The organism is Paenibacillus sp. LT-B23 (assembly GCF_059417685.1).
Window position 1 is genome coordinate 47,542 of the sequence record NZ_JBSQBM010000012.1, and the last position, 13,573, is coordinate 61,114.

Consider the following 13,573-nt stretch of genomic DNA (forward strand, 5'->3'; position numbering starts at 1 on the left):
GTGGTTAGCCCGCCTTGCTTAGCTTGCGGGCCACACCAACCAGTTTGACGCTGTGATAGACATTATTGACCACACCGCCTCCGCCGCCTGTTGTAATGAGAAAGTCAGAAAGGAACTTGGGTGTACGAATAGCCAGCATCATACAAGCCATTCCCCAAAATACATGATTTTGCAGCATCAGCCCTACGCCAAGTTTGGCTAACGCGATCTGGATGACGACAGCCAGCATAGATTGTGTGAATTTCTGAGCATAGGCGCGGAATACGCCTTTGTCATTGTCGAGAAGCCCCGCACAAGCCAGCGGAATGCCAACTCGCAAGATAAACATCTCCAGTCCTCGCATGAGAAACTGAAAGTAGAGGATAAAAAAGCAGACGATGAAGATCAGGCCGAATACAGCCGTAACCAGCCCGGCTGATTCAAGGGCGTTCACCCACATCTGCCAGTCATATTGTGTGGATTGCCCAATGACACCTAGCAAGCGATTCGTCAGGTCTTCCACGATACTTCCCAGCCAGGTATAGATGGTTGGGAAGCAGACAGCAACGGCCATTGCTCTAAAAAAGTTTGTAAGCAGGAACAATGGCTCCTCGTCCGGATCACCATCTGTCCACAATACATAAATCTCAAAGCCTTTCTTTAAAAACTTGAGTACCATCAAGGCTACGCCGAAGGAAAATATAATGTCGTATAAGTCTTCAAGCAGATTTGCTCCTGTGGTCAAGGTCATATATTTTTCCGCGTACAAGGAAATGGGGATAATCTCTTTCAGCAGCGAGTCAATATAGACTAGGGAGCCGTTAAGCAGCGCAATAACAAGGAGCAGCAGAATTTTCTCCAATGGTTCCTCTCCTTTCTGCAAGGAGCGGCATAATGACCGCTCCCCGCTGAAGGTAATAGGCTAGGTTTAGCCCCTGTAATTGAACATGTCTTTGATGCGCTGAGTCAGGGTGGGCAAAATGGTGGCATTAAACAGCAGGTACAGACCAGCCAGCAACAGTGCGCCAATGACGACAGCAATCAAAATTTTAACCGCCGAATCGACGAAGCCTTCTCCGCGGCGATTGCAAAGCGCTGATTTAGCCATGACCACCGTGTACATGCTTTTTTCCTTTGCTGCTTTCATCCATTTTTTCATTGTCCATAACCTCCAAATGTGAGTGAATTGAAAACGAGCCTACTTTTTGGAGCAAGCCCGTTTTATTTGTAGTACCCGATAATAATGTTCAGGGTAGCCGAACCAAGAACAGCCCCAATGCAAGAGACAATAGCAAAGATAATTCGATTATTCCATTTTTTAGTATCCATTTCATCAGCGGTAGAACGACGAATGCAGAAGTAAATAATGAGCAGGCCAGCCACGATAGGTGCCAGAATCATGAGCCAGGTGGTAACATCGCCAATCAGCTTCTCCGTACCCGTAACGAGCTTGCTGTCCTTCACATCGGCGTAAGCGGGAGTGGCGATAAAAAACAGGCTCAGGCATATGAACACGCTAAGCGTAAAAGATCGCATGGTCGTTATTCGTCTGAGGATGGCGGCATAAAGCCCCCGGAAGCGGCTGCTGCCTGCTGACGTTGTTCGGCCAGTTGGCGTGTGATGTCCTTCTGGTAATAAATCCAGATGTTCCAAAGTTTCACCTCCTCTCTTGTATCCGTCAGGATGGGGCGCCGTTGTTCCCGTTCTTCCCGAACCTTGCGGTTATGCTCCTTGTCGCCAAGGCCCATCATACGATTGAATGCCCATTGACTCAGATCGGGGGCAAACATCATGGCTGGATGGGAACGAGAAAGAACGATTTGGTAAGGACGCGAAACGCGGCGCACTTCATCCACGGTTAGCAGCTTACGCTCCAGCAGATTGAGTGAATGGGAGGTGCTTGGTGTGGCGTATTTGCCGTGGGAAGCGGAGATTTGATAGCTGGAGGTCGTATACGTTCCGAGCTTTTCGCTGATTTCCCGCAGCGTCTCCAGATCGTCAGCCTGCAGGTAAATCCAGGTCTGACAATTGCTCTTGATCGTGCTGGCGGCATGGTCGTCGTATTTTTCCTTGAGCTGCTCGAAACTTTGTAAAAATAGATTGAAGCGCATTCCGCGCCCGCCGCCAACGGTGAGTTTGTTCGTAAAGTCGGCAATCGGCGTGAAGTTCCCGAATTCGTCCAGAATAAAGTTAACTCTTCGCTCCAGTCGGCCGCCGCGTGCATCAGCCTGGGCAGTCAGCAGTTCATAAAGCTGCGATACCATGAGGGATGCAACGGGATAGAAGGTCGTTTTTTCATCTGGCAAAATAATAAAAAACGCCTGTTTCTCATGACCGAGATCAGCCAGGGAAAAGTCGCTCTTATGGGTGATGGCGTAAATGGATTTGGACGTAAACAGCCGGAGTGTGGTAAGTGCCGAGGTGTAGAAGCTACCTTTGGTACGGGAAGGGGCGATATCTGAAATACTGAGCAACGCACGGGCGGGATGATGCTGCGGCAAGCGTTTGACATACTCCTGCATTGGCGTCTTGTTGCCAATTTGCTTGTTCATTTCTGCAAGAAACCAGTAGACGTTGGTCAGGTTCTGGTATTCGGGCCGCTTCACATTGTCCCATACCACGCTAAGAATAGAAGCAGCAATGACCGACATTTCGCCGTTCGTCCATATCTTCTCCCCTTGCGCTTTGCCGACCAACACCTGTGTCATATCCCAGGCCAGCATCTCTGCTTGTTCCTGATCGCCAGCAAGCGTAGCGTCAATGACGGGCTGCAACAGATTATAGTGGTGGCTTTTTTCGGGGTGTCGGAAGTCCAACGTGAGTACGGTATAACCCAGCTTTTGCAACAGAACATGGCTATAGTGGTAAAGCTCGGCCTTCAGATCACTGATGACCATCGACTCTCCAGCTAGTCCGAGCAGGCCAATGGATTGCAGTACGATGGTACGGGACTTTCCGCTTCGCGTCGCTCCAATACAAAGCGAGTGGACATCATCACCGATATAGTATAGGCGTTCCCGGCTACGTGCTTGCTGCAGGCCAAGCACAATTCCGCCAGAAAAAAAAGCAGGAGGAGCGTTGATGATTTTCTCCAACTCAGTCGGCTGTTTCTTCGGAATCCCTTTCGGATGGGTCATCTGCACTTGTAGGTTCCTCCTCCACATTCTGGCTTAAAAAGGAAAGGTCGTCATAACCGGTATCGATCAAATGGCGAATGAAGGGATGTTCAGGATCGACGATGTGGCTTTCAAACAAGTGGAGCATTTCGTCTTCCCGCATCCAGCGTGCGGAACCGTGCTGATGTTGTCCCACTGGCACAGGTGTTTCAATGCCCGGGGCAACCTGCTTCAGCTCGCTTTGGTAGGGCTGACTATTCACCAGAAAAAACAGGACAGACAGCACCATCACAATACCTTGAAAGCAGAGAAACAGAAGGAACTGTGGCTTGTTGTGGAGCAAACTGGTGAGGCTGTAATGTAAAGAGGGAAACGCCAACGTCCTCGTATCTCCAGACAAAAGGCTGTGTAAGGCGCTAGTGAAAAAAAGGTTGAACATAGCACCGAAACTAAAGAACAGCAGCGAAAGCCACAGCTTGGGTTTGGCTGTCACCACTCCATCCCCTCGCTGGGTTCAAAAAATTCTTCCGGTGATTCCCTAGCCTGTAGGACTGCAGAGTGGCTCGACTGAACATGTGCAGATGCAAATGGGACATCTGTCTCTGGTTGAAACGACTCATGCTGAGCGGCCTGATCGAGTTGTGCTTGTAAGAAGAGTAAGGGGGGAGCCGAACGGTCATGGATATGCCCCCATTCCTCCGAGTGAAGATTATGCATTCCAACATATTCGGGGTGATGATCGCACAGGGTATGCAGTAAGCTGTCTTCATTGATGACTTGGGTCAATACACCAGGATGAGAAGCAGACAATTCGTATACTGGAATGGCGCAGTCATTTAGCGAGTAAAAGTAGTATTCATCTTGACCGGAAGCGTGGTGGAGGGCCATATCCGATAAGACTTGATCTCCGATAGTTTGATGCACTGCAACCTGCTGGACGCCTTGCCTCTCTATTAGGTAAATGCCATTATCCCAGCGCTGACTTGGGCTTAACTCTTGTCCTGCTGCGTCTCGCGGAGATTCAAATTCTCCAAAATATTCAGGTGCATAATAGTGTCCTTCCTGAGCCAGCTTTTTGGGATTGGCAGTCAATTCACTCAAATTGGGGTGAGTGATGGCTCCTTGCTGTGCTAATTCATAGGCAGGCACCACACTTTTGACATCATCAAAATAGAGATGATCTCCATGTTGTTGCCCCAGCTTCAGTGCTTCCCCACTAAGCTTTTCTTTGGCAAAATCGGCATCCAGCACCAGACCCTGATTGTGTTCCGCTTGCAGGGCATAAATATGCAGCCCGATTTCGACGCAAGTCAAGATGGTTCCCCAAATGGATATTTGCGGTTGCGGCATCGTTTTCCCTTCTTCCTTCTGAAAATAGATAGCCTGTATGAATTAGCGAGACAATTCGGCAGCGTCTAATACATCAGGATTGCCGTCAAAATCATGGGCAAATTCGGTGTCATAATCCAGATGGATATCTCGGTCTTTTAATGCAGGTAGTAAATCTTCCAAGCGGTCAATCAGGATCTGCACCTGTTCGAACTGCTCCATAGACTTGTCATTCGGATTAATAAGGAATTTGACCATTTCATCATGAACAAGAATGAGTTCCGATTCGCTGAACAGTTTTCGTGCATCCACTAAACCGCTGCGGGCAGCGAAGTTTTCCATCGCCTCTTCTTTGTTGTAAAAATATTGCCGCTGTACAGGGATTCATATCTGTCTGGCTGTTGCGGGATTATTCATTTTTCTGACACTGTTTGCCGAACAGTATGCCATGATTATGTTGACGACTTTTATCATTTTTCTGGCGATGGACATCCTTCGTCCGGCTGTAAGCACATCCTTGTCACGGCAGGCCGGGGATGAGCAGGGGGTTGTGGCTGGAATGAACTCATCTTATACAAGTTTGGGTAATGTGATCGACCACTGATTGCAGGATTGCTGTTTGATGTTCATATTAACTTGCCTTATATGGTTGCAACTATAGTGTTACTGGCTTGTATGGTCCTTTCACTACGCTCCAAGCAAGCGGGTGAGTAACACCCAACAGCCCGTGCGACAGAACAACATAGAGGGTGATAGCCGCAGGTCTGTATGCACCCCCGACTTAGGTCTAGGTTCAAAAACCGTCTGGGGTCCGTTTTGGAGAACTCCAGATCAGCGTACAATAAGGACATAAGCAAGACACAGTGAAAGGCGGTGAGAGATGATGAGAGTTAACAAAGGGAATGGGTTGGCTATTGTACTGATTGTATTGGGTTCGATTATGCTGCTCGGTAAGTTTACTCCGTTTTTCGGTCACTTTGTAGGACACTTGATCGGTTACTTAATCCCGATAGCGATGATCATGTTAGGTTACTACGGTGTGAAAAGAGGAAATGTGGTATTCGGATGGATCGTACTTGTAATTGGCGTACTCGTTTTACTCGGCAAACTGTCCTGGCTTTTGGGGCCACTGCTGGCAATCGGGTTAATCATATTCGGTGTTTCACTACTGAGTGACCGCAGAAGACGTTATTAAGATTGATGGACTTGCGGGTGAATGTGAATTACAGAAACGAAAGTATGAAAATACGAAATGTGAAAGGAGCAGACGCAAATGAGTGTTTTTCGTAGAATGCGTGATATTACCATAGCGACCTTTAATGAGCATTTGGAACAAAGTCAAGATCCGATACAACTGATTGACCAGTTCTTGTATAACACCCGCAAGGATATTGCAGAAGCGGAAAAGCTTCATCAGCAATACGCAGTGCACACAAGACAGATGAAGCAACAGTTGGATCACGCAGTGTCCATGCAGATTAAACGGGAGGAACAGGCGCTACTGGCTTTAAAGGCTGATGAAGAGCATGTTGCGAAGCTGGCCCTCCAGGAGAAAATGTTGTATGCGGAAAAAGAGGAACAATACAGAGAATTGTGGGAGCAGAGCCGTGAATCACTACGCGAGTTGGAGCAACAGCTAGATACCTTAAAAACGGAATATCAAACGGTAAATAGCAAGCGCCAGTATTATGCGGCACGTGTACAAACATTGAGACTCCAGCAGCAGATGAACGAACGAGCAGGTACATACGGTGGACGGAATGTTCCCCGAATGTTCAACCGCTTGGAAGATCGAGTAGCGGATATGGAAGCAGAAACGCTGAGTCTACGTGATTTGCGGCGGGGAGAAGGCAGTCAGCTGGATGCCCAAGGCGGTGGATCGTTGCTCGAACAAGAGTGGGCGAGACTGAAGAGTAAGCTGAACAACAGCGGGAAGGAGTAAGTTGATTATGACCCGAATTTACCGATCAAACCGGGATAGAGTATTAACAGGTGTATGTGGCGGTCTTTCTGATGCAACAGGGATGGACTCAACTTGGATTCGTATTCTGGTTGTGATCAGTTTCTTTATAACAGCAGGAACCACATTTATGTTGTATGTGATTGCGGCGCTGGTTATCTCCAAGGAGCCGAGATCTCCTTATGATGGAGGGTTTGGTCCCAACAGCGGGCCTTACAATCAACAGGACTCACGCTATTATGGCGGGAACAGTACTGGTTCGCAGTATGGACCGGGAACTGGCTACAATCAGGGCGGAGCATACAGTAATCCAAGCCAATCTTTTGGCCAAGATGCCCGCTATTCATCCAAATTTAACACAGGTCCCAACGGTGATCTGGATTCCATGATGGAAGATATCGAGAAAAAAGCAATGAAAAAAGAACTGGCAGAGTTACGTAAAAAATTAGAACAATTCGAGAAGGGAGATCGTAAATAATGGGAATTTTTAAAAGAGTGAAGGATATGACAAGAGCATCGGTGAATGAAGTGCTGGATAAAGTGGAAGATCCGGTTATTATGCTGAACCAATATCTGCGCGATATGGAGGCGGAAATTCACGAGGCAGAAGTAACGGTTGCCAAGCAAATGGCAAATGAACGTCGCATGAAGCAGCGCTTGGAGGAAGCAGTAAGAGTTTCTAATGAGCGTGAACAACAAGCAGAATCCGCATTGCGGAACGGCCAGGAGGAAGTAGCCCGCAAGCTGCTGGGCGAAAAGATCTATTTTACACAAAAACAAGATGAATACCGCGACCTGCACATACAAGCCGAGCTTCAAGCCAAAGAATTGGTGCAGCAGCTTCACGACATGAAAGATGAGTTCTACAAAATGCGCAACAAGCGCAATGAGCTGGTATCCCGTGCACAAATGGCTAAAGCGAAAAAGCAATTGTCGCAGATTAACAGTCTGCATACCATTGAAAGCGGGTCTGCTTCGCTGGGCTTCCACCGGATGGAAGAAAAAATTATGCAATTGGAAGCGGAAGCCGACGTGCTGCGTGCCCCTTACCGTCAAGCTCCGGGGGAAGCTTATATCAACCCGGCTGAGGCTGAAAAGCAGTTCAAAGTGGATGAGCAGCTTCAACAGCTTAAATCCAAAATTCAAACGGGTGCTAAACCAGTAGATATAAAGAAGGACTGACTACTCGAAAATAGGACATTGTGATATGCTGTATGGAATGGACACTGGTCAATTATAGTGCTCAATCTGTATGGTTCGGAAAAGCCATATGGCGGAATGTCGCGCCACTATGGCTTTTCCTTCCTGTATAAATAAAGGGGGTGCAGCATGGAGAAAAGGAAATCAGTCTTGGCATTGGCAGTTATCGCAATCGGGATTATTATTTTATTCGGTCAGTGGATTGGCTTCCTCTCCGTGATTGCACTCATCCTGATGTTGGCCGGAATATATAAGATTCGTAATTCCAAAATCAAAAAAGGCTATAGAATGCTCGCAATCGGGGCAGGGCTACTCGTGCTTGATCATTTATTCCTTTTTGTGCTAGTAACCATAGGGTCGCTAGCTGCATTTTATTCACGTTCAAGAAAGCTGCATAAGGGTCAAAGCTCTCTATTCAAGCACAATTTTATATCCAATCATAAATGGGACGAAGTTCCGTGGAGCCTGCGCAGCACAAGTATATGGCATGTGGTTGGGGATGTAGATGCTGATTTAACGTTGGCACTTCCGGAAGAACGTGAACCCGTTATATTTTTGCAGGGAATCTTCGGTGATATCGATATCACGCTACCGGATAATTACGGTGTAGAGGTGGAAATGTTCGTGTTGTTCGGGCAGATTCAATTTGACCGTGATCATGAGGCGGGTATGCTCAATCGTCTGGTTTGGAAGTCACCCAATTATGCGCAGAGTGAATATAAAGTGAAGTTTGTCGTTTCGTATTTGGCGGGCGATGTGCGCGTCCGATTTTATTGATCAGGAGGAGCCGGGATGAATCATAAAAAAACGTCCAACATGGTAACCCGCAGTATGGGTGAAGGTATCCTCCTGTGTGTTATTGTAGGCGCGGTCGTCATTTATATGCTGTATACATATGGTTATGTGAAGTCGTTCCCGACCTGGGGAATGATACTGAAATTTGCGGGAGCCGTTGTCATGGTACTAATTGGCACCGGGGCAATATACGGTTTTTATGAGAGCTACCGCTTCAAAAGCAGGCTGGAAAAGCTGCGGGAGACACTACTGATGTGGGAAAAGGGGACCCCTGCTCGGGAGCTGCCGCCACTGGGTCATGATGAGTTGGGCAGGCTGGGTGAGCAACTGGAGCGAATCGGGCACAAATGGCAAGAGCAGGTTACTTCTTTACAACGCTTGTCCACCAACAATGCACAGCTGGCAGAACAGGCCAGAGTGACCGCGATTGTAGAGGAAAGACAACGATTGGCGAGGGAGCTACATGATGCAGTGTCACAGCAATTGTTTGCGATTTCGATGACGGCAACGGCTGTAGGCAGGACGCTGGATAAGGATTTTGATAAGGCGCAGCGTCAGGTTGCATTGATTGAAGAAATGTCCTCGGTGGCGCAATCCGAAATGCGAGCGTTGCTGCTTCATCTACGGCCTGTTTATCTGGAAGGCAAGCGGCTGGAGCAGGGATTACGTGATTTGATACAGGAATTGCAGGCCAAGGTTCCCATGGAGATTGATTTTGAGATGGAGAGCGGAGTACAGTTGGTTAAAGGCATTGAGAATCATTTGTTTCGCATTGTTCAGGAAGCGATGTCCAACACGTTGCGTCATGCCAAAGCAAGCCGTATGGAGATTCGTATCGTGCAACGCACGGATTCCGTTCGGTTAACGATTAGGGATAACGGAATTGGATTCGAGCTGGATGAGAAAAAGCAGACTTCGTATGGATTGTCCACGATGCAGGAGCGTGTCAGCGAGATTGGGGGAGCTATCCAATATATAACGGCCCTGGGGAAAGGGACACGAATTGAGGTATCGGTGCCGGTTTTAAATGATGAAAGCGGAAGGAACGATGATCATGGAAACGGAATTACCGATTAGCGTACTGCTGGTAGACGACCATGAAATGGTACGAATTGGTCTGGCGGCGGTGCTGGGCACGGAAGATGGCATTGAAGTGGTAGGCGAGGCCGGGAGCGGGGAAGAAGGCATACGACTGGCTACAGAGTACAAGCCGGACGTAATTTTAATGGATCTGGTTATGGACGGGATGGATGGAATCGAAACGACTCGCCAAGTGACACGCCTGCTTCCAGAGACGAAGGTCATCGTACTGACGAGTTATTTGGACGATGAGAAAATGTATCCGGTTATTGAAGCGGGTGCGTTCAGCTATCTGCTCAAAACGTCCCGTGCATCCGAGGTTGCGGATGCGATTCGTGCAGCGGCACGCGGACAATCCGTGCTGGAGTCGCAGGTTGCTTCCAAGATGATGAACCGATTTCGACAGCCACAGGCTGAAGCGCCTGCGCATGCGGAACTGACGGATCGTGAAATGGAAGTGCTTCGGCTGTTAGCACAAGGTAAATCCAATCAAGATATTGCGGATGAGCTGATCATCGGGATTAAGACAGTTAAATTCCATGTCACCAATCTTCTCGCCAAGCTGGGAGTGGAGGACCGTACACAGGCGGCAATCTATGCCTACAAAAACGGATTAGCAGAGTAGCGTGCAAAACGGACTGATACTATGGGATACCAAAGAGTGGAGCACTTCTACGCTGTTGAACAGGTTCCACCATTTAAATAGGTGAATACAACGAACCGGAGACTTGTATTAGTTCTCCGGTTTTTTTGTGCTCTTGAAAACGGTATTTAAATAAGTAAGAACAGAAAGGCGATTAAGGCCAAATCCAGCACAAGTCCAGCTCCGTATCCATATCCGCCATAACTACCATATCCGCGGCCATAGCCTGGTCCACCATTTCCATATCCACCGTAGCTATTTCCGGCAAATCCACCTGTGTCATAGGGAAAGGACGGACTTAAGGGCTCACTGCGAGGTTTGATTAAGCTGTTTATTTTGGCAGAGGATCGTGCTTTGTTTTTAGAGTTTCGTTTTTTCTTTTTAGAGGATATCTTCTTGGCTTCTTGTTTTCCCTTGTTATTATAGTTTCCGGCATTGGGACTGTTGGAGAAGGAGGATGGATATCCGTTTAACATCAATTTGCCTTTGCCACACCCGCTGAGAATACCAACATGTCGTGTTCCGTCATGCAGAACAGCACAGACCAATCGTCCACCATGAGGTGCCACATTGGCTTCATTTACAGGATATATGGGAAACATGATTTCACCTCTTTCTGTATAAGATACGTTGTGATCATAGTCTATTCTCACGATGCCTATAACGTATGGTCGAACACCCAGCAGGTAAACGATAATTTTTAAAACGTGGGTTTCTGCGTTTTGCGTGTATAAAACCTCCGGCAACGGGAAAGCTATTGATAGATTAATAGATTCCAAGCCAGCCGAAAAAGCGCCAAGAATGTGCCTGTAAGAATCGGATGCTTGTGGAGCGGGAGGAACGACGATGTTAAAAGCAGAGGTTATAAAAAAAGGGATGGTAGCTATTGCAGTGTTCGGAACGGTGCTGTTACTCGTAGGCTGGCGTTATGGGACGTTTCAAACGATTGAATATGACTCGTATTCCCGCAAGGCAGAAACGGATTTGCGCTCTGTATTGACCGTCTCGGATCAGGCTCCTGGTACACTGGATAAGCTGGTTGTGAAATGGCAAGGTGACTGGACTTCTTACGGTGATGATCCGGCAGCCATGGCGGCCCGGATAGCCGATCAACTGAATATTCCCGCCGTAAGCAAGATTGAGGAAAATGGACACACGGTGTATCGATCTGTTGGCAGTAGCGGAGAACTGAAAATCCGCTTAAACGTGATGGAGCAGCTAGCTGGTCAATGGTATACGGTTGTTCAACTGGAGAGTAACAATGCAGGACGTGAGCAGTTAATCCGGCTGCATAAGCTTTGTGCTGCACAATTGGCGACTGTGGGAGTAAAAGCAGTATGGAATACGTCCATTCAGCATTCGCTGCATTCAAATGAGCCCGTTAACCAACTGATGAAGCTGACAGAGACACAGGTAGCAGAAAGCTTGTCCATGAAGGCAAAAGAAAGATATACAGATGCGACGACGGTAGCTGTATCCTATGAAGCACCGAAGCTGCCTCTGGCGGTTCAAAGTGGTGAGCATCTGGTGCATATGCAGATGGCTGTGCATGAAGACGAGGAGCATCAGGATACACGTATTACGATCGGTTTTCCGCTGATTACGATAGAATACTGACTTATAAGGTAAATTTATGATTCATCGGATAGCTTATCCATGCGGAATATGCTAAAATGTCATCAAATCTTCAGTTTCATGTTTGTCGAAAATCAAGTATGATCTTGTATAAATATACACAATACTACATGCGGATTTCGAGGGTTGTGGAAGCGGAATCTTGTCATGGGAAGAATGAGGTACTTCATGGCTGACATACCTAATAATGAATCTGTTGTGACGCAAGGCGCAGTGTTATTTATTTTTGGTGCTACGGGCGATTTGGCTCGCCGCAAGCTTTTTCCTGCGATCTACAGCTTGTACCGCGAAGGGAAGCTTGGTGAGGATTTTGCCGTTATTGGCGTAGCGAGACGCCCTCGCACAGAGGTAGAATTCCGTAATGACCTGTACGCTTCGATACAGGAGTTTAGCCGCTACAAGGCAGAAAATGATCAAGAATGGCAGGCATTTGCCGAGCATTTTGAATATAAATCACTGGATATCAACAATGTCGAAGGATTTCATGAACTGAGACAGCAGACGGAGACCATAGAGACGAAATTCAGTATTCCGGGGAACCGTTTGTTTTATTTGGCCTTGGCCCCTGAACTATTTGGAAGTGTATCGAAGAGTCTCAAAGAAGGCGGTATGATGGATGGCAAGGGCTGGAACCGTCTTGTCATTGAGAAGCCGTTCGGTTATAACCTGGAATCTGCGCAAGAGCTGAATGTTGAAATACGCGAAGTATTTGAAGAGGAAGAAATTTATCGGATTGATCACTATCTTGGTAAGGAAATGGTGCAAAATATCGAAGTGATCCGCTTCGCAAACGCCTTCTTTGAACCATTGTGGAATAATAAGCATATTTCCAATGTGCAAATTACGCTTAGTGAAACCGTGGGCGTGGAGGAACGCGGAGGTTATTACGATCATTCCGGTGCTCTGCGGGATATGGGACAGAACCATATGCTGCAAATGCTGACGATGATTGCAATGGAACCACCGAGCCGTTTGCTACCTGAGGATATCCGTGATGAAAAGGTGAAAGTGCTGCGTTCGCTGCGTCCTTTTGAATCAGCAGAGGATGTGCTGACTAATGTGGTACGCGGTCAATACACGGAAGGAAGCTATCGCGGTCAGCAGTTGCCGGGGTATCGTGAAGAGGACAAGGTTGATCCACAGTCGAGCACAGAGACTTATTTTGCTTCACGCGTATTTGTGGATAATTTCCGTTGGGCAGGGGTTCCGTTCTACATTCGTACCGGCAAACGTCTTCCTGTAAAGACAACCGAGATCGTTGTGGAATTTAAGAGCATGCCTACGAACGTGTATCTTGGTCAAAAGCATAAGCTGGAGCCGAACTTGCTCGTGATCCGGGTGAATCCGATGGAGGGCATTTACATTAAAATTAATGCCAAGAAGCCGGGTTCGGAATCGGATATTGAACCGCTGGCTATGGATTTCTGTCAAAGCTGTATGGTCGGCATCAACTCACCGGAGGCTTATGAACGGTTGTTGATGGACGCAATTGAGGGTGACTCTACGTACTTCACGCGTTGGGATGAGGTTGCGACAGCATGGAGATTTGTGGATCGGATCGCCAAAGCTTGGCAAAAAGCCCCGGATACGCTGGAAACCTATCCTGCAGGCTCATGGGGACCGGAAGGCGCTCACAAGCTGCTGGAGCAAGATGGCTTCAAATGGTGGCCGGTCAGCGGTCAGGATGAAGATAATGTCATCTGGCGGGTAGGCGGCACTCAGTAATCCTGATATTGTTCAGCATCCCCCTACGTCCTGTTCAGGATGTAAGGGGATGCTTTGCGTTCGGAGTGTGCTATAATAACTTAGTCTCAGGTTTTCAGTTTGCAACTGATT

General features: G+C 47.7%; 17 protein-coding genes and 1 pseudogene. 10 read left to right on the plus strand and 8 right to left on the minus strand.

The genetic code is table 11. The features are described from left to right. Positions 1-4: 4 nt before the first annotated feature. From ACWXW9_RS16095 to ACWXW9_RS16125, 7 genes are all read right to left on the minus strand, one after another. Positions 5-841 carry a conjugal transfer protein TrbL family protein gene (locus tag ACWXW9_RS16095; RefSeq protein ID WP_494930219.1) on the minus strand — a complete coding sequence of 279 codons (837 nt, stop codon included), beginning with the start codon at positions 839-841 and terminating at the stop codon, positions 5-7. A 66-nt stretch (positions 842-907) separates the two neighbouring features. After that, on the minus strand, positions 908-1,138 hold the full coding sequence (locus ACWXW9_RS16100) for a DUF6133 family protein (protein WP_494930220.1): 231 nt from the start codon (positions 1,136-1,138) through the stop codon (positions 908-910). A 62-nt stretch (positions 1,139-1,200) separates the two neighbouring features. Next, entirely contained in the window at positions 1,201-1,515 is a 315-nt protein-coding gene (locus tag ACWXW9_RS16105) for an Mbov_0395 family pilin-like conjugal transfer protein (protein WP_494930221.1), read from the minus strand. A gap of 5 nt (positions 1,516-1,520) precedes the next feature. Then, positions 1,521-3,116, minus strand: a complete 1,596-nt coding sequence (locus ACWXW9_RS16110; protein ID WP_494930334.1) for a VirD4-like conjugal transfer protein, CD1115 family — start codon at positions 3,114-3,116, stop codon at positions 1,521-1,523. Further along, positions 3,076-3,588: a hypothetical protein gene (locus tag ACWXW9_RS16115; RefSeq protein ID WP_494930222.1), complete on the minus strand. Its 513-nt coding sequence runs from the start codon at positions 3,586-3,588 to the stop codon at positions 3,076-3,078. The genes ACWXW9_RS16110 and ACWXW9_RS16115 overlap by 41 nt, the downstream gene beginning before the upstream one ends. After that, positions 3,585-4,445, minus strand: a complete 861-nt coding sequence (locus ACWXW9_RS16120; protein WP_494930223.1) for a hypothetical protein — start codon at positions 4,443-4,445, stop codon at positions 3,585-3,587. Before ACWXW9_RS16120 ends, ACWXW9_RS16115 begins: the two co-directional genes overlap by 4 nt. Before the next feature lie 42 nt (positions 4,446-4,487). Then, on the minus strand, positions 4,488-4,766 hold the full coding sequence (locus ACWXW9_RS16125) for a hypothetical protein (protein ID WP_494930224.1): 279 nt from the start codon (positions 4,764-4,766) through the stop codon (positions 4,488-4,490). Between the two features lie 40 nt (positions 4,767-4,806). On the opposite strand from ACWXW9_RS16125, the pseudogene ACWXW9_RS16130 reads away from it, so the two are divergent. From ACWXW9_RS16130 to ACWXW9_RS16165, 8 genes and pseudogenes are all read left to right on the plus strand, one after another. Next, positions 4,807-5,138, plus strand: a pseudogene (locus tag ACWXW9_RS16130) (MFS transporter); the annotation flags it as partial. Between the two features lie 169 nt (positions 5,139-5,307). Continuing rightward, the gene (locus tag ACWXW9_RS16135) at positions 5,308-5,619 is read left to right on the plus strand and encodes a LiaF transmembrane domain-containing protein (RefSeq protein ID WP_025686559.1); all 312 of its coding nucleotides are present in this window, start codon (positions 5,308-5,310) and stop codon (positions 5,617-5,619) included. A gap of 78 nt (positions 5,620-5,697) precedes the next feature. Beyond that, positions 5,698-6,366 (plus strand): PspA/IM30 family protein, encoded by a 669-nt coding sequence (locus ACWXW9_RS16140; RefSeq protein WP_494930225.1) that lies wholly within the window; start codon positions 5,698-5,700, stop codon positions 6,364-6,366. A 7-nt stretch (positions 6,367-6,373) separates the two neighbouring features. After that, entirely contained in the window at positions 6,374-6,862 is a 489-nt protein-coding gene (locus tag ACWXW9_RS16145; protein WP_494930226.1) for a PspC domain-containing protein, read from the plus strand. Beyond that, positions 6,862-7,566, plus strand: a complete 705-nt coding sequence (locus tag ACWXW9_RS16150) for a PspA/IM30 family protein (protein WP_494930227.1) — start codon at positions 6,862-6,864, stop codon at positions 7,564-7,566. The genes ACWXW9_RS16145 and ACWXW9_RS16150 overlap by 1 nt, the downstream gene beginning before the upstream one ends. A 147-nt stretch (positions 7,567-7,713) precedes the next feature. Continuing rightward, on the plus strand, positions 7,714-8,361 hold the full coding sequence (gene liaF, locus ACWXW9_RS16155; protein WP_494930228.1) for a cell wall-active antibiotics response protein LiaF: 648 nt from the start codon (positions 7,714-7,716) through the stop codon (positions 8,359-8,361). Positions 8,362-8,376: 15 nt separating this feature from the next. After that, positions 8,377-9,456 (plus strand): sensor histidine kinase, encoded by a 1,080-nt coding sequence (locus ACWXW9_RS16160; RefSeq protein WP_494930229.1) that lies wholly within the window; start codon positions 8,377-8,379, stop codon positions 9,454-9,456. Beyond that, on the plus strand, positions 9,434-10,084 hold the full coding sequence (locus ACWXW9_RS16165; protein ID WP_025686553.1) for a response regulator: 651 nt from the start codon (positions 9,434-9,436) through the stop codon (positions 10,082-10,084). The genes ACWXW9_RS16160 and ACWXW9_RS16165 overlap by 23 nt, the downstream gene beginning before the upstream one ends. Positions 10,085-10,230: 146 nt before the next feature. Here the strand turns inward: ACWXW9_RS16165 and ACWXW9_RS16170 are convergent, their stop codons facing one another. Then, positions 10,231-10,881: a hypothetical protein gene (locus tag ACWXW9_RS16170; RefSeq protein ID WP_494930230.1), complete on the minus strand. Its 651-nt coding sequence runs from the start codon at positions 10,879-10,881 to the stop codon at positions 10,231-10,233. Positions 10,882-10,948: 67 nt separating this feature from the next. Here ACWXW9_RS16170 and ACWXW9_RS16175 point away from each other — a divergent pair, with 67 nt between their 5' ends. Continuing rightward, on the plus strand, positions 10,949-11,719 hold the full coding sequence (locus tag ACWXW9_RS16175) for a YwmB family TATA-box binding protein (protein ID WP_494930231.1): 771 nt from the start codon (positions 10,949-10,951) through the stop codon (positions 11,717-11,719). A gap of 186 nt (positions 11,720-11,905) precedes the next feature. Next, a complete protein-coding gene (gene zwf / locus ACWXW9_RS16180; RefSeq protein WP_494930232.1) occupies positions 11,906-13,462 on the plus strand; it encodes a glucose-6-phosphate dehydrogenase in 1,557 nt (518 codons plus the stop codon). The last annotated feature ends 111 nt before the right edge of the window (positions 13,463-13,573 follow it).